The sequence below is a fragment of the Corynebacterium glutamicum ATCC 13032 genome (genome assembly GCF_000011325.1).
Lineage (GTDB): Bacteria > Actinomycetota > Actinomycetes > Mycobacteriales > Mycobacteriaceae > Corynebacterium > Corynebacterium glutamicum.
Window position 1 is genome coordinate 1465129 of sequence record NC_003450.3, and the last position, 25795, is coordinate 1490923.

19 protein-coding genes and 3 rRNA genes are annotated in these 25795 nt (G+C 54.8%); 21 read left to right on the forward strand and 1 reads right to left on the reverse strand.

The genetic code is table 11. From position 1 onward, the window contains the following. The first annotated feature begins 81 nt into the window (after positions 1-81). The 12 genes from argJ (at position 82) to tyrS (ending at position 12684) form a co-directional block, all read left to right on the forward strand. Entirely contained in the window at positions 82-1248 is a 1167-nt protein-coding gene (argJ, locus tag CGL_RS06970; RefSeq protein WP_011014333.1) for a bifunctional glutamate N-acetyltransferase/amino-acid acetyltransferase ArgJ, read from the forward strand. Positions 1249-1293: 45 nt separating this feature from the next. Continuing rightward, positions 1294-2247 carry an acetylglutamate kinase gene (gene argB, locus CGL_RS06975; RefSeq protein WP_003858695.1) on the forward strand — a complete coding sequence of 318 codons (954 nt, stop codon included), beginning with the start codon at positions 1294-1296 and terminating at the stop codon, positions 2245-2247. Continuing rightward, positions 2248-3423, forward strand: coding sequence for an acetylornithine transaminase (locus CGL_RS06980; protein WP_011014334.1), 1176 nt, complete (start codon positions 2248-2250; stop codon positions 3421-3423). It begins immediately after the preceding gene. A gap of 13 nt (positions 3424-3436) precedes the next feature. After that, positions 3437-4396: an ornithine carbamoyltransferase gene (gene argF, locus CGL_RS06985; protein WP_011014335.1), complete on the forward strand. Its 960-nt coding sequence runs from the start codon at positions 3437-3439 to the stop codon at positions 4394-4396. 3 nt (positions 4397-4399) lie between these two features. Further along, positions 4400-4915, forward strand: coding sequence for an arginine repressor (locus tag CGL_RS06990; RefSeq protein WP_003858683.1), 516 nt, complete (start codon positions 4400-4402; stop codon positions 4913-4915). 167 nt (positions 4916-5082) lie between these two features. Continuing rightward, positions 5083-6288: an argininosuccinate synthase gene (locus tag CGL_RS06995; RefSeq protein WP_003858678.1), complete on the forward strand. Its 1206-nt coding sequence runs from the start codon at positions 5083-5085 to the stop codon at positions 6286-6288. A gap of 60 nt (positions 6289-6348) precedes the next feature. Beyond that, a complete protein-coding gene (gene argH, locus CGL_RS07000) occupies positions 6349-7782 on the forward strand; it encodes an argininosuccinate lyase (RefSeq protein WP_011014337.1) in 1434 nt (477 codons plus the stop codon). A 66-nt stretch (positions 7783-7848) separates the two neighbouring features. Next, positions 7849-8994: a hypothetical protein gene (locus CGL_RS07005; protein WP_011014338.1), complete on the forward strand. Its 1146-nt coding sequence runs from the start codon at positions 7849-7851 to the stop codon at positions 8992-8994. Beyond that, the gene (locus tag CGL_RS07010) at positions 8991-10568 is read left to right on the forward strand and encodes a substrate-binding domain-containing protein (RefSeq protein ID WP_011014339.1); all 1578 of its coding nucleotides are present in this window, start codon (positions 8991-8993) and stop codon (positions 10566-10568) included. The genes CGL_RS07005 and CGL_RS07010 overlap by 4 nt, the downstream gene beginning before the upstream one ends. Continuing rightward, positions 10555-11169 carry a hypothetical protein gene (locus CGL_RS07015; RefSeq protein WP_011014340.1) on the forward strand — a complete coding sequence of 205 codons (615 nt, stop codon included), beginning with the start codon at positions 10555-10557 and terminating at the stop codon, positions 11167-11169. Before CGL_RS07010 ends, CGL_RS07015 begins: the two co-directional genes overlap by 14 nt. Positions 11170-11214: 45 nt before the next feature. Continuing rightward, a complete protein-coding gene (locus tag CGL_RS07020) occupies positions 11215-11394 on the forward strand; it encodes a Trm112 family protein (protein WP_003861608.1) in 180 nt (59 codons plus the stop codon). A 27-nt stretch (positions 11395-11421) separates the two neighbouring features. Continuing rightward, complete coding sequence (tyrS, locus tag CGL_RS07025; protein ID WP_011014341.1) at positions 11422-12684, forward strand: tyrosine--tRNA ligase; 1263 nt, start codon at positions 11422-11424, stop codon at positions 12682-12684. Between the two features lie 113 nt (positions 12685-12797). Here tyrS and CGL_RS07030 read toward each other — a convergent pair whose 3' ends face one another. Then, a complete protein-coding gene (locus CGL_RS07030) occupies positions 12798-13265 on the reverse strand; it encodes a universal stress protein (protein WP_011014342.1) in 468 nt (155 codons plus the stop codon). A gap of 968 nt (positions 13266-14233) precedes the next feature. Here CGL_RS07030 and CGL_RS07040 point away from each other — a divergent pair. The 9 genes from CGL_RS07040 (at position 14234) to recN (ending at position 25756) form a co-directional block, all read left to right on the forward strand. After that, positions 14234-15757 (forward strand): 16S ribosomal RNA (locus tag CGL_RS07040). 391 nt (positions 15758-16148) lie between these two features. After that, a 23S ribosomal RNA gene (locus CGL_RS07045) occupies positions 16149-19235 on the forward strand. 115 nt (positions 19236-19350) lie between these two features. Beyond that, positions 19351-19467 (forward strand): 5S ribosomal RNA (gene rrf / locus CGL_RS07050). Together the 16S, 23S and 5S rRNA genes form the textbook arrangement of a ribosomal RNA operon. A gap of 130 nt (positions 19468-19597) precedes the next feature. Continuing rightward, positions 19598-20902 (forward strand): tetratricopeptide repeat protein, encoded by a 1305-nt coding sequence (locus CGL_RS07055; RefSeq protein ID WP_011014343.1) that lies wholly within the window; start codon positions 19598-19600, stop codon positions 20900-20902. A gap of 11 nt (positions 20903-20913) precedes the next feature. Continuing rightward, the gene (locus CGL_RS07060; protein WP_011014344.1) at positions 20914-21900 is read left to right on the forward strand and encodes an HAD-IIA family hydrolase; all 987 of its coding nucleotides are present in this window, start codon (positions 20914-20916) and stop codon (positions 21898-21900) included. Positions 21901-21903: 3 nt separating this feature from the next. After that, complete coding sequence (locus CGL_RS15440; RefSeq protein WP_003856298.1) at positions 21904-22068, forward strand: hypothetical protein; 165 nt, start codon at positions 21904-21906, stop codon at positions 22066-22068. Positions 22069-22109: 41 nt separating this feature from the next. Beyond that, a complete protein-coding gene (locus CGL_RS07065) occupies positions 22110-22931 on the forward strand; it encodes a TlyA family rRNA (cytidine-2'-O)-methyltransferase (protein ID WP_003856296.1) in 822 nt (273 codons plus the stop codon). Next, positions 22931-23893 carry an NAD kinase gene (locus CGL_RS07070; RefSeq protein ID WP_011014345.1) on the forward strand — a complete coding sequence of 321 codons (963 nt, stop codon included), beginning with the start codon at positions 22931-22933 and terminating at the stop codon, positions 23891-23893. The genes CGL_RS07065 and CGL_RS07070 overlap by 1 nt, the downstream gene beginning before the upstream one ends. Positions 23894-23974: 81 nt before the next feature. Then, complete coding sequence (recN, locus tag CGL_RS07075) at positions 23975-25756, forward strand: DNA repair protein RecN (protein WP_011014346.1); 1782 nt, start codon at positions 23975-23977, stop codon at positions 25754-25756. Positions 25757-25795: the final 39 nt, after the last annotated feature.

Sequence of the window (25795 nt, forward strand, 5' to 3'; positions counted from 1 at the left end):
TAGCGCCTTAAAGCGGCGCTTCAAACCAAGCGCCCTAACCAGCAAACACAACAAACACATCTAATTCAGTAGGAGTTCCACATGGCAGAAAAAGGCATTACCGCGCCGAAAGGCTTCGTTGCTTCTGCAACGACCGCGGGTATTAAAGCTTCTGGCAATCCTGACATGGCGTTGGTGGTTAACCAGGGTCCAGAGTTTTCCGCAGCGGCCGTGTTTACACGTAACCGAGTTTTCGCAGCGCCTGTGAAGGTGAGCCGAGAGAACGTTGCTGATGGCCAGATCAGGGCTGTTTTGTACAACGCTGGTAATGCTAATGCGTGTAATGGTCTGCAGGGTGAGAAGGATGCTCGTGAGTCTGTTTCTCATCTAGCTCAAAATTTGGGCTTGGAGGATTCCGATATTGGTGTGTGTTCCACTGGTCTTATTGGTGAGTTGCTTCCGATGGATAAGCTCAATGCAGGTATTGATCAGCTGACCGCTGAGGGCGCTTTGGGTGACAATGGTGCAGCTGCTGCCAAGGCGATCATGACCACTGACACGGTGGATAAGGAAACCGTCGTGTTTGCTGATGGTTGGACTGTCGGCGGAATGGGCAAGGGCGTGGGCATGATGGCGCCGTCTCTTGCCACCATGCTGGTCTGCTTGACCACTGATGCATCCGTTACTCAGGAAATGGCTCAGATCGCGCTGGCTAATGCTACGGCCGTTACGTTTGACACCCTGGATATTGATGGATCAACCTCCACCAATGACACCGTGTTCCTGCTGGCATCTGGCGCTAGCGGAATCACCCCAACTCAGGATGAACTCAACGATGCGGTGTACGCAGCTTGTTCTGATATCGCAGCGAAGCTTCAGGCTGATGCAGAGGGTGTGACCAAGCGCGTTGCTGTGACAGTGGTGGGAACCACCAACAACGAGCAGGCGATTAATGCGGCTCGCACTGTTGCTCGTGACAATTTGTTCAAGTGCGCAATGTTTGGATCTGATCCAAACTGGGGTCGCGTGTTGGCTGCAGTCGGCATGGCTGATGCTGATATGGAACCAGAGAAGATTTCTGTGTTCTTCAATGGTCAAGCAGTATGCCTTGATTCCACTGGCGCTCCTGGTGCTCGTGAGGTGGATCTTTCCGGCGCTGACATTGATGTCCGAATTGATTTGGGCACCAGTGGGGAAGGCCAGGCAACAGTTCGAACCACTGACCTGAGCTTCTCCTACGTGGAGATCAACTCCGCGTACAGCTCTTAAAAAGAAACAGCACTCCAACTAACAAGCAGGGAAAAGGGCACAGGCATGAATGACTTGATCAAAGATTTAGGCTCTGAGGTGCGCGCAAATGTCCTCGCTGAGGCGTTGCCATGGTTGCAGCACTTCCGCGACAAGATTGTTGTCGTGAAATATGGCGGAAACGCCATGGTGGATGATGATCTCAAGGCTGCTTTTGCTGCCGACATGGTCTTCTTGCGCACCGTGGGCGCAAAACCAGTGGTGGTGCACGGTGGTGGACCTCAGATTTCTGAGATGCTAAACCGTGTGGGTCTCCAGGGCGAGTTCAAGGGTGGTTTCCGTGTGACCACTCCTGAGGTCATGGACATTGTGCGCATGGTGCTCTTTGGTCAGGTCGGTCGCGATTTAGTTGGTTTGATCAACTCTCATGGCCCTTACGCTGTGGGAACCTCCGGTGAGGATGCCGGCCTGTTTACCGCGCAGAAGCGCATGGTCAACATCGATGGCGTACCCACTGATATTGGTTTGGTCGGAGACATCATTAATGTCGATGCCTCTTCCTTGATGGATATCATCGAGGCCGGTCGCATTCCTGTGGTCTCTACGATTGCTCCAGGCGAAGACGGCCAGATTTACAACATTAACGCCGATACCGCAGCAGGTGCTTTGGCTGCAGCGATTGGTGCAGAACGCCTGCTGGTTCTCACCAATGTGGAAGGTCTGTACACCGATTGGCCTGATAAGAGCTCACTGGTGTCCAAGATCAAGGCCACCGAGCTGGAGGCCATTCTTCCGGGACTTGATTCCGGCATGATTCCAAAGATGGAGTCTTGCTTGAACGCGGTGCGTGGGGGAGTAAGCGCTGCTCATGTCATTGACGGCCGCATCGCGCACTCGGTGTTGCTGGAGCTTTTGACCATGGGTGGAATTGGCACGATGGTGCTGCCGGATGTTTTTGATCGGGAGAATTATCCTGAAGGCACCGTTTTTAGAAAAGACGACAAGGATGGGGAACTGTAAATGAGCACGCTGGAAACTTGGCCACAGGTCATTATTAATACGTACGGCACCCCACCAGTTGAGCTGGTGTCCGGCAAGGGCGCAACCGTCACTGATGACCAGGGCAATGTCTACATCGACTTGCTCGCGGGCATCGCAGTCAACGCGTTGGGCCACGCCCACCCGGCGATCATCGAGGCGGTCACCAACCAGATCGGCCAACTTGGTCACGTCTCAAACTTGTTCGCATCCAGGCCCGTCGTCGAGGTCGCCGAGGAGCTCATCAAGCGTTTTTCGCTTGACGACGCCACCCTCGCCGCGCAAACCCGGGTTTTCTTCTGCAACTCGGGCGCCGAAGCAAACGAGGCTGCTTTCAAGATTGCACGCTTGACTGGTCGTTCCCGGATTCTGGCTGCAGTTCATGGTTTCCACGGCCGCACCATGGGTTCCCTCGCGCTGACTGGCCAGCCAGACAAGCGTGAAGCGTTCCTGCCAATGCCAAGCGGTGTGGAGTTCTACCCTTACGGCGACACCGATTACTTGCGCAAAATGGTAGAAACCAACCCAACGGATGTGGCTGCTATCTTCCTCGAGCCAATCCAGGGTGAAACGGGCGTTGTTCCAGCACCTGAAGGATTCCTCAAGGCAGTGCGCGAGCTGTGCGATGAGTACGGCATCTTGATGATCACCGATGAAGTCCAGACTGGCGTTGGCCGTACCGGCGATTTCTTTGCACATCAGCACGATGGCGTTGTTCCCGATGTGGTGACCATGGCCAAGGGACTTGGCGGCGGTCTTCCCATCGGTGCTTGTTTGGCCACTGGCCGTGCAGCTGAATTGATGACCCCAGGCAAGCACGGCACCACTTTCGGTGGCAACCCAGTTGCTTGTGCAGCTGCCAAGGCAGTGCTGTCTGTTGTCGATGACGCTTTCTGCGCAGAAGTTGCCCGCAAGGGCGAGCTGTTCAAGGAACTTCTTGCCAAGGTTGACGGCGTTGTAGACGTCCGTGGCAGGGGCTTGATGTTGGGCGTGGTGCTGGAGCGCGACGTCGCAAAGCAAGCTGTTCTTGATGGTTTTAAGCACGGCGTTATTTTGAATGCACCGGCGGACAACATTATCCGTTTGACCCCGCCGCTGGTGATCACCGACGAAGAAATCGCAGACGCAGTCAAGGCTATTGCCGAGACAATCGCATAAAGGACTCAAACTTATGACTTCACAACCACAGGTTCGCCATTTTCTGGCTGATGATGATCTCACCCCTGCAGAGCAGGCAGAGGTTTTGACCCTAGCCGCAAAGCTCAAGGCAGCGCCGTTTTCGGAGCGTCCACTCGAGGGACCAAAGTCCGTTGCAGTTCTTTTTGATAAGACTTCAACTCGTACTCGCTTCTCCTTCGACGCGGGCATCGCTCATTTGGGTGGACACGCCATCGTCGTGGATTCCGGTAGCTCACAGATGGGTAAGGGCGAGTCCCTGCAGGACACCGCAGCTGTATTGTCCCGCTACGTGGAAGCAATTGTGTGGCGCACCTACGCACACAGCAATTTCCACGCCATGGCGGAGACGTCCACTGTGCCGCTGGTGAACTCCTTGTCCGATGATCTGCACCCATGCCAGATTCTGGCTGATCTGCAGACTATCGTGGAAAACCTCAGCCCTGAAGAAGGCCCAGCAGGCCTTAAGGGTAAGAAGGCTGTGTACCTGGGCGATGGCGACAACAACATGGCCAACTCCTACATGATTGGCTTTGCCACCGCGGGCATGGATATTTCCATCATCGCTCCTGAAGGGTTCCAGCCTCGTGCGGAATTCGTGGAGCGCGCGGAAAAGCGTGGCCAGGAAACCGGCGCGAAGGTTGTTGTCACCGACAGCCTCGACGAGGTTGCCGGCGCCGATGTTGTCATCACCGATACCTGGGTATCCATGGGTATGGAAAACGACGGCATCGATCGCACCACACCTTTCGTTCCTTACCAGGTCAACGATGAGGTCATGGCGAAAGCTAACGACGGCGCCATCTTCCTGCACTGCCTTCCTGCCTACCGTGGCAAAGAAGTGGCAGCCTCCGTGATTGATGGACCAGCGTCCAAAGTTTTCGATGAAGCAGAAAACCGCCTCCACGCTCAGAAAGCACTGCTGGTGTGGCTGCTGGCCAACCAGCCGAGGTAAGACATGTCCCTTGGCTCAACCCCGTCAACACCGGAAAACTTAAATCCCGTGACTCGCACTGCACGCCAAGCTCTCATTTTGCAGATTTTGGACAAACAAAAAGTCACCAGCCAGGTACAACTGTCTGAATTGCTGCTGGATGAAGGCATCGATATCACCCAGGCCACCTTGTCCCGAGATCTCGATGAACTCGGTGCACGCAAGGTTCGCCCCGATGGGGGACGCGCCTACTACGCGGTCGGCCCAGTAGATAGCATCGCCCGCGAAGATCTCCGGGGTCCGTCGGAGAAGCTGCGCCGCATGCTTGATGAACTGCTGGTTTCTACAGATCATTCCGGCAACATCGCGATGCTGCGCACCCCGCCGGGAGCTGCCCAGTACCTGGCAAGTTTCATCGATAGGGTGGGGCTGAAAGAAGTCGTTGGCACCATCGCTGGTGATGACACCGTTTTCGTTCTCGCCCGTGATCCGCTCACAGGTAAAGAACTAGGTGAATTACTCAGCGGGCGCACCACTTAAAGCGCCCCTAGTTCAAGGCTTGTTAATCGCTTGTTAATGCAGGCAGGTAAGGTATAACCCGAGTGTTTTTTCGAGGAATACCAACCCTTTCAACACAATAATTTTCTTTAAACATCCTTGCTGTCCACCACGGCTGGCAAGGAACTTAAAATGAAGGAGCACACCTCATGACTAACCGCATCGTTCTTGCATACTCCGGCGGTCTGGACACCACTGTGGCAATTCCATACCTGAAGAAGATGATTGATGGTGAAGTCATCGCAGTTTCCCTCGACCTGGGCCAGGGTGGAGAGAACATGGACAACGTTCGCCAGCGTGCATTGGATGCCGGTGCAGCTGAGTCCATCGTTGTTGATGCAAAGGATGAGTTCGCTGAGGAGTACTGCCTGCCAACCATCAAGGCAAACGGCATGTACATGAAGCAGTACCCACTGGTTTCTGCAATCTCCCGCCCACTGATCGTCAAGCACCTCGTTGAGGCTGGCAAGCAGTTCAACGGTACCCACGTTGCACACGGCTGCACTGGTAAGGGCAACGACCAGGTTCGTTTCGAGGTCGGCTTCATGGACACCGATCCAAACCTGGAGATCATTGCACCTGCTCGTGACTTCGCATGGACCCGCGACAAGGCTATCGCCTTCGCCGAGGAGAACAACGTTCCAATCGAGCAGTCCGTGAAGTCCCCATTCTCCATCGACCAGAACGTCTGGGGCCGCGCTATTGAGACCGGTTACCTGGAAGATCTGTGGAATGCTCCAACCAAGGACATCTACGCATACACCGAGGATCCAGCTCTGGGTAACGCTCCAGATGAGGTCATCATCTCCTTCGAGGGTGGCAAGCCAGTCTCCATCGATGGCCGTCCAGTCTCCGTACTGCAGGCTATTGAAGAGCTGAACCGTCGTGCAGGCGCACAGGGCGTTGGCCGCCTTGACATGGTTGAGGACCGTCTCGTGGGCATCAAGTCCCGCGAAATCTACGAAGCACCAGGCGCAATCGCACTGATTAAGGCTCACGAGGCTTTGGAAGATGTCACCATCGAGCGCGAACTGGCTCGCTACAAGCGCGGCGTTGACGCACGTTGGGCTGAGGAAGTATACGACGGCCTGTGGTTCGGACCTCTGAAGCGCTCCCTGGACGCGTTCATTGATTCCACCCAGGAGCACGTCACCGGCGATATCCGCATGGTTCTGCACGCAGGTTCCATCACCATCAATGGTCGTCGTTCCAGCCACTCCCTGTACGACTTCAACCTGGCTACCTACGACACCGGCGACACCTTCGACCAGACCCTGGCTAAGGGCTTTGTCCAGCTGCACGGTCTGTCCTCCAAGATCGCTAACAAGCGCGATCGCGAAGCTGGCAACAACTAAGCCACCTTTTCAAGCATCCAGACTAGAACTTCAAGTATTTAGAAAGTAGAAGAACACCACATGGAACAGCACGGAACCAATGAAGGTGCGCTGTGGGGCGGCCGCTTCTCCGGTGGACCCTCCGAGGCCATGTTCGCCTTGAGTGTCTCCACTCATTTCGACTGGGTTTTGGCCCCTTATGATGTGTTGGCCTCCAAGGCACACGCCAAGGTTTTGCACCAAGCAGATCTACTTTCTGATGAAGATCTAGCCACCATGCTGGCTGGGCTTGATCAGCTGGGCAAGGATGTCGCCGACGGAACCTTCGGTCCGCTGCCTTCTGATGAGGATGTGCACGGCGCGATGGAACGCGGTCTGATTGACCGCGTTGGTCCTGAGGTGGGCGGCCGTCTGCGCGCTGGTCGTTCCCGCAACGACCAGGTGGCAACCCTGTTCCGCATGTGGGTCCGCGACGCAGTGCGCGACATCGCGCTGGGAACAACCGAGCTTGTCGACGCCCTCAGCGCCCAAGCTAAGGCACATGCAGGCGCGATCATGCCAGGCAAGACCCACTTCCAGGCAGCTCAGCCGGTCCTTCTGGCACACCAGCTGCTGGCACACGCACAGCCTTTGCTGCGCGATATTGATCGTATCCGTGACCTGGACAAGCGTCTTGCGGTGTCTCCTTACGGTTCCGGCGCACTTGCTGGTTCCTCTTTGAAGCTCAACCCTGAAGCAATCGCTGAAGAACTCGGCTTTGATTCCGCAGCAGATAACTCCATTGATGCCACCAGCTCCCGCGATTTCGCATCTGAAACCGCCTTCGTGCTGGCGCAGCTTGCAGTGGATATGTCCCGCTTGGCTGAAGAAATCATCGCATGGTGCACCCCAGAATTTGGTTACATCACCTTGTCTGATTCCTGGTCCACAGGCAGCTCAATCATGCCGCAGAAGAAGAACCCTGACGTGGCAGAGCTGACCCGTGGCAAGTCTGGTCGCTTGATCGGTAACCTCACCGGTCTGCTGGCTACCCTGAAGGCACAGCCTTTAGCGTACAACCGCGACCTGCAGGAAGATAAGGAACCAATCGTAGATTCCGTGGCGCAGCTCAACCTGCTGCTCCCTGCAATGACTGGTTTGGTTTCCACCTTGACCTTCAACACCGAGCGCATGCGTGAACTTGCACCAGCAGGTTTCACCCTTGCCACCGACTTGGCTGAGTGGATGGTGCGCCAGGGCGTTCCATTCCGTGAGGCACACGAAGCATCCGGCGCTTGCGTGCGGATCGCGGAGTCCAGGGGAGTGGACCTTATCGATCTCACTGATGAAGAACTCAGTGGCGTTGATGCACGTCTGACCCCAGAGGTACGGGAAGTGCTCACCATTGATGGTGCAGTGGCTTCCCGTGCAACGCGCGGTGGAACCGCGGGCGTGCGGGTTGCGGAGCAACGCGCACGTGTCGATGCCGCAAGTACCGCTCACGCGGAGTGGGCACGTGCGGGGGTACGTCGATAAGCATTAGTTTATGGCCTGTGCTGCTTTCCGATTGCGGGAGTTGCACAGGCCATTTATTATCAATTCATGAATGGTTCCCCTGATTACTCAAGAAAATCTCGAGGCAGGGGATTTTCCGTATTTTTAGGCATCATCCTGCTGGTCATCGCGGTATTAGCGGTCTTGGTGGGCCGCGGAACCATCGCCATGCCAAAGCTCTTCGGATCAAGTAACTTGACCGAGGTCAGAGCAGTAATTGGCTCGGAAAAGAAGGAATTCTTCGAAGATCCAGAAGTCGTTGAAGCCTTCGCCGACCACGGCTTTGAAGTTAACGTGGACACCGCAGGATCTCGTCGGATCGCCACTGATGTGGACTTGAGCCCGTACGATTTCGCGTTCCCATCCTCTGCACCAGCTGCGCAGAAGATCTCCGAAGCCAACACCACGACGGGCCGATTCACCCCATTCTATTCGCCTATGGCGGTAGCAACATTCGGAACCATCACCGACATGTTGGAAACCAAGGGGATCGTGAGCAATGTAGGCGGCACCGACACCATCGATTTGGGCGCGTTGTTGAATGAAACCCAAGCCGGAACCCGCTGGAGCGAACTTAGCCCCAACTATCAGTCCAACCGCGTCGTGCAGATTTCTACCACCGATGTGCGCACCTCTAACTCGGCGGCCATGTACCTATCAATGATGTCCTGGGTGAAAAATGGCGGAAAAACGGTGAGCAGCACTGCGGAAGCCGATGCCATCATCCCAGAGCTTAGCCAACTGTTCGTGGGCCAGGGCTATACCGAAAGCACCTCCGCCGGCCCGTTTGATGAATACCTCTCCCAAGGAATGGGTTCTAAACCAATGGTGATGATCTACGAAGCCCAGTTCCTCGCGGAACAAAACAAGGAAAACTCACGGATTTCCGGCGATATGGAACTAGTGTATCCAAGCCCCACCGTGTACAGCACGCATACGGTGGTTAGCTTGAGTGACGTCGGCGCGGAGATCGGCGAACTCCTAGAAACCGACGAAACCCTGCAGCAGTTGGCAGTCAAACACGGTTTTAGGCCAAAGAACTCCGCAATGATCGCCGATGCTGGCATGACCGACCGCATGCCCAACAACCTCAATGTCATTGATCCGCCGGACTATGACTTCCTAGAACGACTCATTGATGGCGTGGGCGCATCGTACAGTGCCACCCCAGCAGAAGAGGACACAGATCTATGAAAAATCTTGTAAAAGGTACAGCGCTGGGCTTGAGCTTGGTGCTTCTGGCAGGTTGTTCAACTGTTTCGGATTCTATCGATAGCCTCGGCGGGGGCCTGGGTGGTTCCTCTGAGACTTTGAAGATTGTGGCCGCCACAGAGCTGGAAGATCTGCAGCCCGCGATCGAGCAAGCCTCCGACGACTTGGGTTTTGATATTGAACTGAGCTTTCCAGGCGGCACACTCAGCAACAGCCAAGCCCTCATGGATGGCGCTTTTGACCAGGACTATGATGCCACCTGGTTTGCCACCAACCGTTACGTCGATCTGATCGGCGCTTCCAACAAGCTGGGGGAGACCACCAAAATCGCGACCTCTCCCGTGGCGTTCGGTGTGAAAACTTCCATGGCCCAGGAGCTCGGCTGGGATCAGCGCCAGCCAACCTGGGAAGAGCTGGGCCAGGCCTCGCAGACCCAAGATTTCACCTTCGGTATGACCGATCCGGCCACTTCCAACTCCGGATTTTCCGCGCTCGTTGCCATGGCCACGGCATATGCTGATACCGGCCAGGCCTTAACAACCAACGACATCCCCGCGATCGCCGAGCCGATGTCCACATCCCTTTCCGGCCAAACCATCACCTCCGGTTCCTCTGGCTGGCTCAAAGACACTTTCCTGGAACAGCCTGACCGCGCGAATGCGATCATCAACTACGAGTCCGTCCTGCACACCATGATCAGCGAAGACGGCGCCGATATCACCGTCGTGGTGCCCGCCGATGGCGTGGTCAGCGCCGATTACCCGCTCTCTACGATCACGGGCTCCGACCAGGGCGAGCATGTAGCAGAGCTGGCCGGCTGGTTCGCTGAGCACCCCGACGCTTTAACAGATACTTATCGACGTCCGACCACCGCGAACGCAACGCTCCCAGCGGAGCTTAGCTCGCAGACCATCATCGAAGCTCCCTTCCCAGGGAGCAAGACGGTCACCGACGCGCTTATCGACGCCTACACCAATCAATTCCGCGTCCCAGGCGAAACCACCTTTGTGCTCGACGTTTCCGGATCCATGCTGGGCCAGCGCATCACCTTGCTCAAAGACACCATGTCAGACCTGATCAGCGGCGGCGCGACCACTGACCTTGCCAACGTGTCCCTGCGCGACCGCGAAAAAGTATCGATCATTCCTTTCAGCTTCGGGCCACACGAAGTAATCAGCGAAACCCTCGGTGCGGTGGGCAGCCCAAGCCGCACCGATCTGCAGCAGCGCGTTGAAGCCTTGCAAGCAGACGGCGGAACCGGAATTTACGACGCAGTGCTCGCCGCCTACGCAGAGTCCGCTGGTGGCGACTACATCCCATCCATCGTGCTCATGACCGACGGCGAACTCACCGCAGGACGAACCTACGATCAATTCCTCACCGAATGGAACGCGCTTCCTAGCAATATCCGATCAATTCCAGTGTTTGTCATCCTTTACGGTGAAGCCAATGTTGCGGATATGGAACAATTGGCAGCAACAACCGGCGGTGAGACCTTTGACGCCATCAACGGTGACCTAGACGAAGCATTTAAGGAGATTCGTGCCTACCAATAATGGAGGATCCTTCTTTTTCTCCCGCAAGAATCTCGCGGGTATCGCTATTGCAACGCTGATTATCGCGCTGCACTTAGTGATCGGACTCGGAGCATTTTGGCCTGTTGTCGCCATCGCCGGATACGGCGCTGCGGTGGCACTTACACCTAAAAACCCTCCGAAGAAGGAACTCCCTCCGGTTCAGGCAACTCCCGAATTAGATAGCCCGGGTCTGCTTGCAGCCAGGTCTCAAGAACTCGTGAGAACTATGTATAGCCACGGTGCTGCAGCACCAGTGATCGAAGCGATTAAGAGGCTAGACAGCTCACTGCAATTGGTCATTGGTAACTGGACAAGCCTGACCAATTTTCCCGAGCACCAAGTCACCATTCGCTCAATTATCAACCAGTACATCCCAGGCATTATCGACGCTTACCTGAAGATCCCCACCCGCAACGATCCTCGGGCAGTCGAAGACCTCATTGAATCCTTCGACCTCCTGAACTCCGAGACGATGAAGATCTTCAATGCGATCCAAGAACAAGGCCTTAATAACCTTGAAGATCACGGTCGCGCACTGCGCATGCAATTTGGTCAACTGCCAGAAGAATTCCGGGAATAGCCACTCAATGCAGTTAAGTTTTTCCTGCCCGGTAGGATGGTCCGTATGAGTCTTGATCCACAGCTTCTTGAAGTCCTGGCCTGCCCAAAGGACAAGGGCCCACTTCGATATCTGGAGAGCGAACAGCTCTTGGTCAACGAACGCCTCAACCTGGCCTATCGCATTGACGACGGAATTCCGGTGCTTCTCATCGACGAAGCCACCGAGTGGACCCCCAACAACTAGAAGTACATCAAGGACATTTTTAACACCATGAACATCATTGACGAACTCTCCTGGCGCGGACTCATCAACCAGTCCACCGACCTTGAGGCCCTTCGCGAGGAAGCTTCAACCCCCATCACCTTGTACTGCGGATTCGACCCAACCGGTCCATCCCTCCACGCAGGACACCTCGTTCCACTGCTCATGCTGCGCCGTTTCCAGCAAGCAGGACACAACCCAATCGTGCTCGCAGGTGGCGCAACCGGCATGATCGGCGACCCCCGCGATGTCGGCGAGCGCACCATGAACTCCGCAGACACCGTCTCTGATTGGGCAGAACGCATCTCCGGTCAGCTCAGCCGCTTCGTTGATTTCGACGGCGAGCACGCAGCCCGTCTGGTCAACAACGCCGAGTGGACCAACGAAATGTCCGTAGTGACCTTCCTCCGTGATGTAGGAAAGCACTTCTCCCTCAACACCATGCTCGCCCGCGACACCGTCAAGCGTCGCCTCGAGTCCGACGGCATTTCCTACACCGAGTTCTCCTACATGCTGCTACAGGCCAACGACTACGTTGAACTGAACAAGCGCTTCGGCTGCACCCTGCAGGTAGGTGGCGGTGACCAGTGGGGCAACATCGTTTCTGGCGTTGACCTCAACCGTCGCGTCAACGGCACCTCTGTCCACGCAGTGACCGTACCTTTGGTTACCGATTCCGACGGCAAGAAGTTCGGCAAGTCCACCGGCGGCGGAAGCCTCTGGTTGGATCCGGAAATGACCAGCCCATACGCTTGGTACCAGTACTTCATCAACGCATCCGACGCTGACGTGATCCGTTACCTCCGCTGGTTCACCTTCCTCACCCAGGAAGAACTTGCTGAGTTGGAAGTTGAAGTTGCAGAGCGCCCATTCAAGCGCGAAGCACAGCGTCGTCTTGCACGCGAAATGACCAACTTGGTTCACGGAACCGAAGCAACCGAAGCAGTCGAGCTTGCTGCTCAAGCACTGTTCGGCCGCGCAGAACTCCGCGACCTAGACGAAAAAACTCTCGCTGCATCCGTTTCTGAAACTGCAGTTGCAGAAATCAAGGCAGGGGAGCCACGCACCATCATAGATCTGCTCGTGGCCAGCGGACTTGCTGATTCCAAGGGCGCAGCAAAGCGTGCAGTCAAGGAAGGCGGTGCGTACGTAAACAACGAACGCATCGAATCGGATGATTGGGAGCCTTTCGCTGAAGATCTTCTTCACGGTTCATGGCTAGTACTGCGCCGTGGCAAGAAGAACTTCGCAGGAGTTCAGATCCTCGGCTAATAATCGCTGAAATGATTGCGGTTTTTCATTTGTCTGACTTCTGGAAAACCAAAAGGAGGGGTGAGCACCAAATTCTGGTGCTCACCCCTCCTTTTAGCAATTAATCCCTCGTATTAATCCCTCGTGGTGTTCACGATGTAGAGATCGCAGTTAGCTGCTGCCGCGACATTACGGGAGATGCTTCCGAGAATGCGTTGCAAGCCCTGGGCCTTCTTGTTCCCCACAACAATTGCATCAGCATTGAGGTGCTCCGCCTGCTGAACCAAAACTTCAGCAGGCTGTCCCTCAACAGCAATCGCCTTGACCTGGAGTGTTGGCCAAGAGTTGCGCAAAATAGCAGCCACAGATTCTGCAGCTTCCTGAGCAGCTGCAGCCTGACCATCGGCCAGACGCTGGTAAGCATCGGAAGTCTTAACTGCCATGTTTCCGCTCTTAGCGGTCTGCATCGCTACAACAGAGCTGATGCTGTACGCAGAAAATACGTAAAGTTCTGCGTCAAAGCTGGCCGCGAGCTCGGCAGCCTTCTCTGCTGCGGCAAGCGCAGTCTGGCTTGAATCAACGCCAGTAATGATTGTCTTCATGGTGCGGTATCTACCTTCCAGGTTGAATAAGGATGGAAACTGAGTTTCAGCTCACATCTTACTATTGTCCGAATGTCTAGTCATAGTCTTCGGTTCAAAAATGCTCTCAGAAGAATACTTCTAGTTTCTCGAGCGTTTGACTGGAAGCCTCTTTTTTGGGGGTTGGCGACGCGTATATCCCAGTAATGATGGGACGGATTCCAACCTTGGTATTGATCATCCCATATCTTTTGAGCGCATATGGGCGATTGATATGATCATTTAAATGATTGCATCGGCATAACGCTGTCGACGCCTGGATGAGTAGGATTCGAAATCTTTGGGGCATGTTCAATCTAAATTTGGCCGACTTTTGCTGTCTCATGATCATGCGCGTGCAGGGGTCTGCGTTGAAATCGTGTTTAACCTGCAGGTTTGTTCTTGCGTGAGGGGCTGTGTAGATTAATTCGAGTCGCCAGGACAGCGCAGGAACTTCTACACGGAAGGGAAAGCACATCAAGGTGACACGGAGATTAATTCGAAGTTGACTTCAAATTTTGAATGAACTACGATGAATCTTCAGCTGCTAGGGGAGCAAGAACAAACATTGTATCTTGTTTTCAGAGTGTGCGTATGTTGTTTGAGAACTCAATAGTGTGCCATTTATTATTTTTGTCACTACCACAACCACTTAGGTTGTGGTGGGTCATGCCGGGTGGTGGATCGCCAATATTATCCATCACTGTAAACAATAATCTTATTGTTGGCATGATTTTGTGGGTCTGCTTGTTCCCCGTCAAGGGATTCAGGCCCACGTTGAAGACACGATGATCCTTATGTGGGTTGTGGTGTTTTTTTAGAATCATTATTTTTTGATAATGCCAGTAACACCCCATTGTCCAACTGTCACCTTTGTGTGGTTGGTGGGGGTGTTGTTGTTTTTGTCAGGTGTTGGGCTTTTCACGGCCTAAACAATCTATTTATTGTTTTTTGTGGAGAGTTTGATCCTGGCTCAGGACGAACGCTGGCGGCGTGCTTAACACATGCAAGTCGAACGCTGAAACCGGAGCTTGCTTTGGTGGATGAGTGGCGAACGGGTGAGTAACACGTGGGTGATCTGCCCTACACTTTGGGATAAGCCTGGGAAACTGGGTCTAATACCGAATATTCACACCACCGTAGGGGTGGTGTGGAAAGCTTTATGCGGTGTGGGATGAGCCTGCGGCCTATCAGCTTGTTGGTGGGGTAATGGCCTACCAAGGCGTCGACGGGTAGCCGGCCTGAGAGGGTGTACGGCCACATTGGGACTGAGACACGGCCCAGACTCCTACGGGAGGCAGCAGTGGGGAATATTGCACAATGGGCGCAAGCCTGATGCAGCGACGCCGCGTGGGGGATGAAGGCCTTCGGGTTGTAAACTCCTTTCGCTAGGGACGAAGCCTTATGGTGACGGTACCTGGAGAAGAAGCACCGGCTAACTACGTGCCAGCAGCCGCGGTAATACGTAGGGTGCGAGCGTTGTCCGGAATTACTGGGCGTAAAGAGCTCGTAGGTGGTTTGTCGCGTCGTCTGTGAAATCCCGGGGCTTAACTTCGGGCGTGCAGGCGATACGGGCATAACTTGAGTGCTGTAGGGGAGACTGGAATTCCTGGTGTAGCGGTGAAATGCGCAGATATCAGGAGGAACACCAATGGCGAAGGCAGGTCTCTGGGCAGTAACTGACGCTGAGGAGCGAAAGCATGGGTAGCGAACAGGATTAGATACCCTGGTAGTCCATGCCGTAAACGGTGGGCGCTAGGTGTAGGGGTCTTCCACGACTTCTGTGCCGCAGCTAACGCATTAAGCGCCCCGCCTGGGGAGTACGGCCGCAAGGCTAAAACTCAAAGGAATTGACGGGGGCCCGCACAAGCGGCGGAGCATGTGGATTAATTCGATGCAACGCGAAGAACCTTACCTGGGCTTGACATGGACCGGATCGGCGTAGAGATACGTTTTCCCTTGTGGTCGGTTCACAGGTGGTGCATGGTTGTCGTCAGCTCGTGTCGTGAGATGTTGGGTTAAGTCCCGCAACGAGCGCAACCCTTGTCTTATGTTGCCAGCACATTATGGTGGGTACTCATGAGAGACTGCCGGGGTTAACTCGGAGGAAGGTGGGGATGACGTCAAATCATCATGCCCCTTATGTCCAGGGCTTCACACATGCTACAATGGTCGGTACAGCGAGTTGCCACACCGTGAGGTGGAGCTAATCTCTTAAAGCCGGCCTCAGTTCGGATTGGGGTCTGCAACTCGACCCCATGAAGTCGGAGTCGCTAGTAATCGCAGATCAGCAACGCTGCGGTGAATACGTTCCCGGGCCTTGTACACACCGCCCGTCACGTCATGAAAGTTGGTAACACCCGAAGCCAGTGGCCCAACCTTTTAGGGGGGAGCTGTCGAAGGTGGGATCGGCGATTGGGACGAAGTCGTAACAAGGTAGCCGTACCGGAAGGTGCGGCTGGATCACCTCCTTTCTAAGGAGCTTTATTAACCCACATCAGACTGTGTCTGGTTGGTGGGTTGTTGGTGTTGGAACCCGTATGTGGTTGCCATCAACATATTTTTAATCGGGTGGAGATGACCCCTAGGGTGACAACAACAAGACCACATGGTCTTGAACAATGAGTGGCATGCTGTTGGGTGTCTGGAATGACATCGCAAGCATCACCTTTTTGGTGGTGTGTGTGGGTTGTTTCTAACATCGAGCATCGTCAACACGGGTAGAGAATGTTGTGTTCTTTGGTTGTGGTGGGGGTGGTGTGTTGTGTGAGAACTGTATAGTGGACGCGAGCATCTTTATTTTTTTGTTTTTTGTTGTGTGATACCGAACGCGCTCGCACTTTGTGTGTGGGTTATAGTATTTTGTTTGTTGTTTTGTAGGGCACACGGTGGATGCCTTGGCATATCAAGCCGATGAAGGACGTGAGAGGCTGCGTTATGCCTCGGGGAGTTGCCAACTAAGCGTTGATCCGAGGATGTCCGAATGGGGAAACCCAGCCGCAGTGATGTGTGGTTACCTGCCAGTGAATGTATAGCTGGTGTGGAGGTTTACACGGGGAAGTGAAACATCTCAGTACCCGTAGGAGAAGAAAACAATTGTGATTCCGTTAGTAGTGGCGAGCGAACGTGGATGATGGCTAAAACTTATGTGTGTGATACCCGGCAGGGGTTGCATGTAGGTGGTTGTGGGGCAATAACATCCATATTCTGCCGGATGTGGGCATGTGCTGCGTGGTTAGTGGAAGTGGTGTGGAAACACCTGCCGTAGAAGGTGAGAGTCCTGTACACGAAGATCATGGTGGTGTGTGTGGTTGTTGATACCCCGAGTAGCAGCGGGCTCGTGGAATCTGCTGTGAATTAGCCGGGACCACCCGGTAAGCCTGAATACTTGATATGACCGATAGCGGATTAGTACCGTGAGGGAATGGTGAAAAGTACCCCGGGAGGGGAGTGAAATAGTACCTGAAACCGTGTGCTGTCAATCCGTCAGAGCATCCTTTGTGGTGTGATGGCGTGCCTTTTGAAGAATGAGCCTGCGAGTCAGCGGCATGTCGCGAGGTTAACCCGTGTGGGGTAGCCGTAGGGAAACCGAATCCTAACGAGGGTGTTTTAGTGGCATGTCTTGGACCCGAAGCGGAGTGATCTACCCATGGCCAGTGTGAAGCAGCTGTAAGAGGTTGTGGAGGCGCGAACCCACTTAGGTTGAAAACTGAGGGGATGAGTTGTGGGTAGGGGTGAAAGGCCAATCAAACTCCGTGATAGCTGGTTCTCCCCGAAATGCATTTAGGTGCAGCGTCGTGTGTTTCTTGCCGGAGGTAGAGCTACTGGATGGTTTAGCGGGACCAACATCTTAGCGACATCAGCCAAACTCCGAATGCCGGTAAGTGAGAGCACGGCAGTGAGACTGCGGGGGATAAGCTTCGTAGTCGAGAGGGAAACAGCCCAGATCGCCGGCTAAGGCCCCTAAGGGTGTGCTAAGTGGAAAAGGAGGTGGGGTCGCGAAGACAGCCAGGAGGTTGGCTTAGAAGCAGCCATCCTTGAAAGAGTGCGTAATAGCTCACTGGTCGAGTGATTCCGCGCCGACAATGTAGTGGGGCTTAAGTACACCGCCGAAGCCGCGGCAATGATCTTTATAGGATTGTTGGGTAGGGGAGCGTCGTGCATGCGTTGAAGCTTTGGGGTGACCTTGGGTGGAGTGTGTGCGAGTGAGAATGCAGGCATGAGTAACGAATGATGCGTGAGAAACGTATCCGCCGGATGACTAAGGGTTCCTGGGTCAAGTTAATCTTCCCAGGGTGAGTCGGGGCCTAAGGCGAGGCCGACAGGCGTAGTCGATGGATAACGGGTTGATATTCCCGTACCCGAGTATGAGCGACCATGGTGAATCAGTGATACTAACCACCCATAAGCACCCGCGAAAAGGCTTTGCTTTTTTGTGGTGTGTGGTTGCGTGGGACCTGATCTGGTAGTAGCTAAGTGATGGGGTGACGCAGGGAGGTAGCTCAGCCACTTATTGGATTGTGGTGTAAGCGTGTGGCACGCAGTGTTGGTAAATCCGCACTGTTTTTGTGTGAGGCGTGATGCGGAGCCCGTAAAGGGTGAAGTGGGTGATCCTGTGCTGTCGAGAAAAGCCTCTAGCGATGTTGATATTCGGCCCGTACCCTAAACCGACACAGGTAGTCAGGTAGAGAATACTAAGGCGTTCGGGTGAACTGTGGTTAAGGAACTCGGCAAAATGCCCCCGTAACTTCGGGAGAAGGGGGGCCACGGCGTGTGAACAACTTTTCGTTGGGAGCGTGTTGTGGTCGCAGAGAATAGAGGGAAGCGACTGTTTACTAAAAACACAGGTCCGTGCGAAGACGTTTAAGTTGATGTATACGGACTGACGCCTGCCCGGTGCTGGAAGGTTAAGAGGACCGGTTAGGAAAACTTGTTTTTTCGAAGCTGAGAATTTAAGCCCCAGTAAACGGCGGTGGTAACTATAACCATCCTAAGGTAGCGAAATTCCTTGTCGGGTAAGTTCCGACCTGCACGAATGGCGTAACGACTTCCCTGCTGTCTCAACCACAGGCCCGGTGAAATTGCAGTACGAGTAAAGATGCTCGTTACGCGCGGCAGGACGAAAAGACCCCGGGACCTTCACTATAGCTTGGTATTGGTGTTTGATTCGGTTTGTGTAGGATAGGTGGGAGACTTCGATCATATGACGCTAGTTGTGTGTGAGTCGTTGGTGAAATACCACTCTGATCGGATTGGATGTCTTAACCTTGGCCCATGATCTGGGTTGGGGACAGTGCCTGGTGGGTAGTTTAACTGGGGCGGTTGCCTCCTAAAATGTAACGGAGGCGCCCAAAGGTTTCCTCAGCTTGGTTGGTAATCAGGTGGTGAGTGTAAGTGCACAAGGGAGCTTGACTGTGACACTGACAGGTGGAGCAGGGACGAAAGTCGGGACTAGTGATCCGGCACCTACTTGTGGTTGTGGTGTCGCTCAACGGATAAAAGGTACCCCGGGGATAACAGGCTGATCTTCCCCAAGAGTCCATATCGACGGGATGGTTTGGCACCTCGATGTCGGCTCGTCGCATCCTGGGGCTGGAGTAGGTCCCAAGGGTTGGGCTGTTCGCCCATTAAAGCGGCACGCGAGCTGGGTTTAGAACGTCGTGAGACAGTTCGGTCTCTATCCGCCGCGCGCGTTGAAACTTGAAGGAAGGCTGTCCCTAGTACGAGAGGACCGGGACGGACGTACCTCTGGTGTGCCAGTTGTTCCGCCAGGAGCAGGGCTGGTTGGCTACGTACGGGAGGGATAACCGCTGAAAGCATCTAAGCGGGAAGCCTGTTTCGAGATGAGGTTTCTTTTGAGGTTCCCTAGAGATTATGGGGTTGATAGGCCAGATCTGGAAGCACTGTGAGGTGTGGAGGTGACTGGTACTAATTTACCGATAACAACAAACCACTTATGGTTTGGTGTAACGCAACGTAACGAAAACAGAACAGTATGTGTTCGCGTCCATTATGCAGTGTCTGACACAGCACAACCAACCTGTTGGTTGGTGTGGTGTGTGGTTGTGTCGGTGGTGATAGTAGCAGGGAAACGCCCGGTCCCTTTCCGAACCCGGAAGCTAAGCCTGGTTACGCTGATGGTACTGCACTCGGGAGGGTGTGGGAGAGTAGGTTACCGCCGACCAAAAACTTAAAAGTGAAATAGAAAGAGTGTGATTCAATGGTAGAGGTATTTCATTTCCTCCCATTGGATCACACTCTTTTTGTCGTTCTATAATAAAGTCTTTACCCGGTTCTCAACATCAAGGAACAACATGGCTGATAACTTCGACCGCTCTCGTGACAACGATCGCTCAAGCGACCGCACTCCTCGTGGAGACCGCGGCGATCGCGGTGGCTACCGAAACTCCCGCGGCAACGATGACCGCGGAAACTACCGTCAAAACCGAGATGGTGAATCACGAGATCGCGGCGGATACCGCGGTGACCGTCGCGACAACCGCTCAGGTGAATATCGTCAACGTGACGATAGGCGTGACGATCGTAGGGACAACCGAAGCGATGACCGCCGCGGTGGTTACCGCTCCGATCGCAACTTTGACGATCGCAACAGCAACATGCGTGATGATCGTCGCGGCGGCGACCGTTCATACAGCCGTAATGATCGCTCCGATCGTGGCTATCGTAGCAATGACCGCTACGACCGTAATGATCGTCGCGATGACAACAGGGACACCAGGGGTGGCGATCGCGGAGACCGTCGCTACGACAGGCGCGATGACCGACGTGATGATCGTCGCGATGATCGTCGTGGCGGACAGGGCCAGGGGCGTCCAGGTGGAGATCGTCGACATGCGAACCGTGCAGGTGCAGGTCGCGATCAGCAGCGTGATTCGCTGCATCCACAGCGCGCTGGTTTCCGTGAAGAGCGCTTGAACACTCGTCTCAATGAGCCTGATTTGCCGGGCGATATTGATATCAAGGACTTGGATCCTTTGGTCCTGCAGGATTTGAAGGTTTTGTCTAAGGACAACGCAGATGCCGTCGCAAAGCATATGATCATGGCTGCGACCTGGCTGGCCGACGATCCTCAATTGGCACTGCGCCACGCCCGTGCTGCGAAGGATCGCGCGGGACGCGTGTCCGTCGTGCGTGAGACGAACGGCATTGCTGCTTACCATGCTGGTGAGTGGAAGGAAGCTCTTTCGGAGCTTCGTGCTGCGCGCCGCATGTCGGGTGGTCCTGGTTTGATTGCTGTGATGGCTGACTGTGAGCGTGGCTTGGGTCGTCCTGAGAAGGCGATTGAGCTGGCTCGAGAAGAGGATTTGAGCTCTTTGGATCAGGATAACCTGATCGAGTTAGCGATTGTTGTTGCTGGAGCACGCCATGATTTGGGTCAGCATGACTCTGCGATTGTGGAATTGCAGAAGGTTAATCCAAGCTTGAAGAGCACCGGTTTCACCCATTCTCGTTTGTCTTACGCTTACGCCGATGCGCTTGTTTTGGCTGGTCGTGGCGATGAAGCACGTGAGTGGTTCCAGCACGCTGCCACCTTGGATGAGGACGGCTACCTCGATGCAGAGGAGCGTATCGAGCAGCTCGATAATGGGAACAACTAGACTATTGGTCTATGAGTGTAATCACGGAATATGACAGCCTTCTTCTTGATCTAGATGGAACCGTCTACGAGGGCGGCCGAGCCATTGAGCACGTAGTTTCTGCGCTCTCTGGCGCCGGCCTACCCGTCATGTATGTCACCAATAATGCCTCCCGTGCTCCGGAGGTGGTGGCTGCGCAACTCCGTGAGATTGGCCTTGCCGACACCACTGCGGACAATGTGATGACATCTGCTCAAGCTGCCTGCAAGATGGCGGCGGAGAAGATTCCCGCTGGATCCAAGGTGTATGTTTTGGGTTCAGAATCCTTCCGCGAGCTAGCTACTGAAGCTGGTTTTGTGGTGGTTGATTCGGCTGATGATAAACCTGTGGCTGTGCTTCACGGCCACAACCCTGAGACCGGTTGGGCTCAGTTGAGCGAGGCTGCGCTGTCAATTAATGCTGGCGCGCAGTATTTTGCATCAAATTTGGATTCCACCCTTCCCATGGAACGCGGTCGTCACATTGGCAACGGTTCCATGGTGGCTGCCGTGGTCAACGCGACTGGCGTAAAGCCTCTTTCCGCAGGTAAGCCAGGCCCCGCGATGTTCTATGCGGGGGCTAAAACTCTTAATTCTTCAAAGCCTTTGGCTGTCGGCGATCGTCTCGATACTGATATTGCAGGCGGAAACGCTGCAGGCATGGACACATTCCAGGTCCTGACCGGCGTCAGCGGCTACTACGATTTGGTGCGCGCCATTCCAGAGCAGCGCCCCACCTATATCGCCACCTCGATGCAGGATCTCTACAGCGATCCGGGCGAGCTCAAGCCAGGTGCCCAGGGCGGTTTTTCAGCGCTTATCGACGGCGACACCCTGGTCATTTCCGGCGGCGATGCCGGCGCAACTCCGGTTGCAGCACTCCGCACTGCGTTGGATGTGGCCTGGGCGGCCACAGAGCCAGTCACCGAGGTACGCGCTGATTCAGAGGTAGCTGCTACTGCATTGCAGAGCTGGTGGTAAACGGTGAATTCACCAAAGCCTCATGATCCTCGTGCAGCTCATGTGACCAACCCGGAAGAAATTGCGGGAAAAGTCAATGAGGTTTTAAGCCGCGAAGCAGAGACACTGCGAGATGAAGCCCTCAACCTTGAGGAAGCCCACCGCATCCTCAACGACGCATTGTCTTAAACACTATTTTTTAACCACTCACGAAAGAAGAACACCTCCAGATGGTTGCACGCAGAAGACTGGACGCAGAACTTGTTCGTCGAAAGATCGCACGATCAAGGGAACACGCGGTTGAAATGATCCGCGGTCGGCGCGTCTTTGTTGCAGGAATGCTTGCTTTAAAGCCCGCAACAGTCGTGGAACCAGAGGTGTCTATTCGTGTGGAAGAAGATGCTAGTGAAGATTGGGCATCCCGCGGTGCGCACAAGCTTCTTGGTGCGCTGGAATCTTTTGAGCCCTTGGGGCTCAAGGTCAAGGGCCGTCGCGTGCTAGATGCCGGCGCTTCGACAGGCGGATTTACGGACGTGTTGCTACGTCGAGAAGCGTCTGAAGTAGTGGCAGTAGACGTGGGCTACGGACAGCTTATTTGGCGCCTGCAAAACGACGACCGCGTGCGCGTGGTGGACCGCACCAACATCAGATACATGACGCTGGAAGACACCGGCGGAGAATGCGACATGATGGTGGGCGATCTCTCATTTATTTCGCTTAAACTCACGTTGCCGGCGATCGCCAAGGTCCTAAGCGACGGCGCTGATCTATTACCCATGGTCAAGCCACAATTTGAAGTCGGAAAAGACCGATTGGGCAGTGGCGGCGTGGTGCGCTCACCAGAGTTGCGCGCAGAAGTTACCGCGGATGTCGCGAAATTTGCGGCCACTTTGGGCCTGAGCTTGAAGCATGTTGTTGCATCCCCGCTGCCCGGCCCGTCAGGCAACGTAGAATACTTCCTGTGGCTGGTTAAAGATGGTGGCGCTTCAATGCCGGATGACCAGCAATTGTCGGCAATGATTGACACGGCTGTAAAGGAAGGTCCGCAATAATGACTGCACCCACGAACGCTGGGGAACTCAGGCGAGTTTTGCTGGTTCCACACACCGGGCGTTCTTCCAATATTGAATCCGCCATCTTGGCAGCCAAGCTGCTCGACGATGCTGGAATCGATGTGAGGGTGCTGATCAATGATGCAGATGATCCAATTGCAGAGCACTCCGTTTTAGGCCGTTTCACCCATGTCAGGCACGCTGCAGACGCCGCTGACGGCGCAGAACTAGTTCTGGTGCTGGGTGGAGATGGCACCTTCCTCCGCGCAGCAGATATGGCCCACGCTGTTGATTTGCCTGTTCTGGGCATCAACCTAGGCCATGTGGGATTCTTGGCTGAATGGGAGTCTGACTCACTTGAAGAGGCACTCAAACGTGTGATCGACCGCGATTACCGTATTGAAGATCGCATGACCTTAACTGTCGTTGTCCTAGACGGCGGTGGAGAAGAAATCGGCCGAGGCTGGGCTCTCAATGAGGTCAGTATTGAAAACTTAAACCGCAGGGGAGTGCTCGATGCAACCCTCGAGGTAGATGCACGACCAGTTGCTTCCTTTGGTTGCGATGGCGTGCTGATTTCCACCCCAACCGGCTCCACCGCTTATGCATTTTCCGCCGGTGGTCCTGTACTGTGGCCAGAACTCGATGCCATCTTGGTGGTTCCTAATAACGCCCACGCGCTGTTTACCAAACCGCTGGTTGTGAGCCCAAAATCCACCGTAGCTGTGGAATCCAATTCAGATACTTCAGCAGCGATGGCCGTCATGGATGGTTTCCGTCCCATTCCTATGCCTCCAGGATCCCGTGTTGAGGTCACCAGGGGTGAGCGTCCCGTGCGTTGGGTGAGGCTTGATTCTTCACCGTTTACCGACCGACTTGTGAGCAAATTAAGGCTCCCCGTTACCGGTTGGCGGGGTCCGCAAAAACAGGCGGAAAATAAAGATCCCAGGTCAGCGGGGTAATTCGAAAACCATTCGAACAATTTTCGAGGATTTAGAAAAAACGTTCGCATAAATTGTTAGAACTGATGTACACTTTGAGGCATGCTCGTAGACATTGCTATTGAGAACCTCGGAGTTATTCCAGCGGCCTCAGCTGAGTTCAGCTCAGGTTTAACAGTGCTCACCGGTGAGACCGGCGCCGGAAAGACCATGGTAGTGACAGGTTTACGCCTGTTATCCGGCGGTCGCGCCGACGCTTCACGCGTGCGCACAGGATCCCCTCAAGCTGTTGTGGAGGGGCGCTTTGTTACGCAAGGCGTGCCCTGCGACATTGTCGAACGTGCAACCGGAATCGTTTCGAACGCCGGAGGTGCCGCAGATGAAAATGGAGAGTTTTTAGCTGTCCGTTCCGTCGGCGCCAACGGCCGTTCAAAAGCTCATCTCGGTGGTCGCTCCGTACCTGCGGCAACGCTGTCCGAGTTCTCTGATGAGCTGTTGACCATCCACGGTCAAAATGACCAACTCCGGTTGCTCTCCCCAGAACGCCAACTAGAGGCGCTTGATCGTTTTGATCCAGAGCTGGCCCAACTGCGCAAAAACTACAACGCCAAGTACCTCACTTGGAAGTCCTTGGATAAAGATCTGCAGAAGCGCCTGAGTAGTAGGCGAGAGCTGGCTCAAGAAGTCGATCGCCTGCAATTCGCGATTAATGAGATCGAGGAAGTCTCGCCACAGCCAGGCGAAGACGCCGAACTGGTTGAGCAGATCCGCAGGCTCCAGGACGTGGACACCCTGCGGGAGCAAGCTGCAACCGCATTGGCTGCGATTGATGGTGCCGGCTCTCTCAGCGACGCCATGGGTGGTTCCGGCGGCTTTGATGAATCCCAGGAGTCAGCCTCTGACCAGCTCGGCCAGGCGGAGTCCGCGCTGGCAGGCAGTGATGACTCAAAGCTGAAAGATATTGCCGTTCAGCTTGCGGAAATCACCAGCCAGCTCAGCCAAGTGTCCATGGAATTGGGCGGGTTCCTCTCTGATCTCCCCGCAGACCCCCAAGCACTCGATGACATGCTCACCCGCCAACAGCAATTGAAACTGCTCACGCGTAAATACGCTGCAGATATTGACGGCGTGATTGAGTGGCAGCGGAAAGCCCAAATCCGCCTAGACAGCATTGACATTTCCTCCGAAGCGCTTGACAAGCTGAAAGAAGACGCGAAAAAGGCGCAGGCCTCCATGATGCGTGCCGCTAAGAAGCTTTCAGCTGTCCGTGCAAAGGCAGCAACCAAGTTGGGGACAACTGTCACCGAGGAGCTTCAGGGCCTGGCCATGCAAAAAGCCCGCTTTGAGGTTGCTTTGACCTCCATTGAGGCGTGCGCCAGCGGTATCGACCAGGTGGAATTCCAGCTCGCAGCAAATGCCTTTGCACAGCCTCGTCCACTTGCATCCTCTGCGTCTGGTGGTGAACTTTCCCGCGTTATGTTGGCGCTCGAGGTGATCTTGGCTGCTGGAACCACGGGCACCACCTTGGTGTTCGACGAGGTTGATGCAGGTGTGGGCGGACGCGCAGCGGTGGAAATCGGTCGCCGCCTGGCCCGCCTTGCCACCAAAAACCAAGTCATCGTGGTCACCCATCTCCCACAGGTCGCTGCTTACGCCGACACGCACCTGCACGTTGCCAAGAATGTAGGAGAAGCCTCCGTGACCTCAGGAGTGGAGTCACTGACCTTCGACCGACGCGTGGAAGAGCTCTCCCGCATGCTCGCTGGCCTCGACGACACCGCCACCGGCCGAGCCCACGCAACGGAGCTGCTCGAGCGTGCACAGCGTGAAAAGGAAGATATTAACGAGGAGCGAGTAGAACCACTTCTCGCCGCCAGTGCATAAGAGTTTTCTTGGAATTTTTTAGGCGCGCCTCCACCAAAG

Bases quoted from the DNA above. Each gene is read 5' to 3' on its own strand.
- argB (WP_003858695.1), top strand. From the start codon at position 1,294: ATGAATGACTTGATCAAAGATTTAGGCTCTGAGGTGCGCGCAAATGTC.
- CGL_RS06990 (WP_003858683.1), top strand. From the start codon at position 4,400: ATGTCCCTTGGCTCAACCCCGTCAACACCGGAAAACTTAAATCCCGTG.
- CGL_RS06980 (WP_011014334.1), top strand. From the start codon at position 2,248: ATGAGCACGCTGGAAACTTGGCCACAGGTCATTATTAATACGTACGGC.
- argF (WP_011014335.1), top strand. From the start codon at position 3,437: ATGACTTCACAACCACAGGTTCGCCATTTTCTGGCTGATGATGATCTC.
- CGL_RS07020 (WP_003861608.1), top strand. From the start codon at position 11,215: ATGAGTCTTGATCCACAGCTTCTTGAAGTCCTGGCCTGCCCAAAGGAC.
- CGL_RS07070 (WP_011014345.1), top strand. From the start codon at position 22,931: ATGACTGCACCCACGAACGCTGGGGAACTCAGGCGAGTTTTGCTGGTT.
- CGL_RS07010 (WP_011014339.1), top strand. From the start codon at position 8,991: ATGAAAAATCTTGTAAAAGGTACAGCGCTGGGCTTGAGCTTGGTGCTT.
- recN (WP_011014346.1), top strand. From the start codon at position 23,975: ATGCTCGTAGACATTGCTATTGAGAACCTCGGAGTTATTCCAGCGGCC.
- CGL_RS07065 (WP_003856296.1), top strand. From the start codon at position 22,110: ATGGTTGCACGCAGAAGACTGGACGCAGAACTTGTTCGTCGAAAGATC.
- CGL_RS07005 (WP_011014338.1), top strand. From the start codon at position 7,849: ATGAATGGTTCCCCTGATTACTCAAGAAAATCTCGAGGCAGGGGATTT.
- argJ (WP_011014333.1), top strand. From the start codon at position 82: ATGGCAGAAAAAGGCATTACCGCGCCGAAAGGCTTCGTTGCTTCTGCA.
- argH (WP_011014337.1), top strand. From the start codon at position 6,349: ATGGAACAGCACGGAACCAATGAAGGTGCGCTGTGGGGCGGCCGCTTC.
- CGL_RS06995 (WP_003858678.1), top strand. From the start codon at position 5,083: ATGACTAACCGCATCGTTCTTGCATACTCCGGCGGTCTGGACACCACT.
- tyrS (WP_011014341.1), top strand. From the start codon at position 11,422: ATGAACATCATTGACGAACTCTCCTGGCGCGGACTCATCAACCAGTCC.
- CGL_RS07060 (WP_011014344.1), top strand. From the start codon at position 20,914: ATGAGTGTAATCACGGAATATGACAGCCTTCTTCTTGATCTAGATGGA.
- CGL_RS07030 (WP_011014342.1), bottom strand. From the start codon at position 13,265: ATGAAGACAATCATTACTGGCGTTGATTCAAGCCAGACTGCGCTTGCC.
- CGL_RS07055 (WP_011014343.1), top strand. From the start codon at position 19,598: ATGGCTGATAACTTCGACCGCTCTCGTGACAACGATCGCTCAAGCGAC.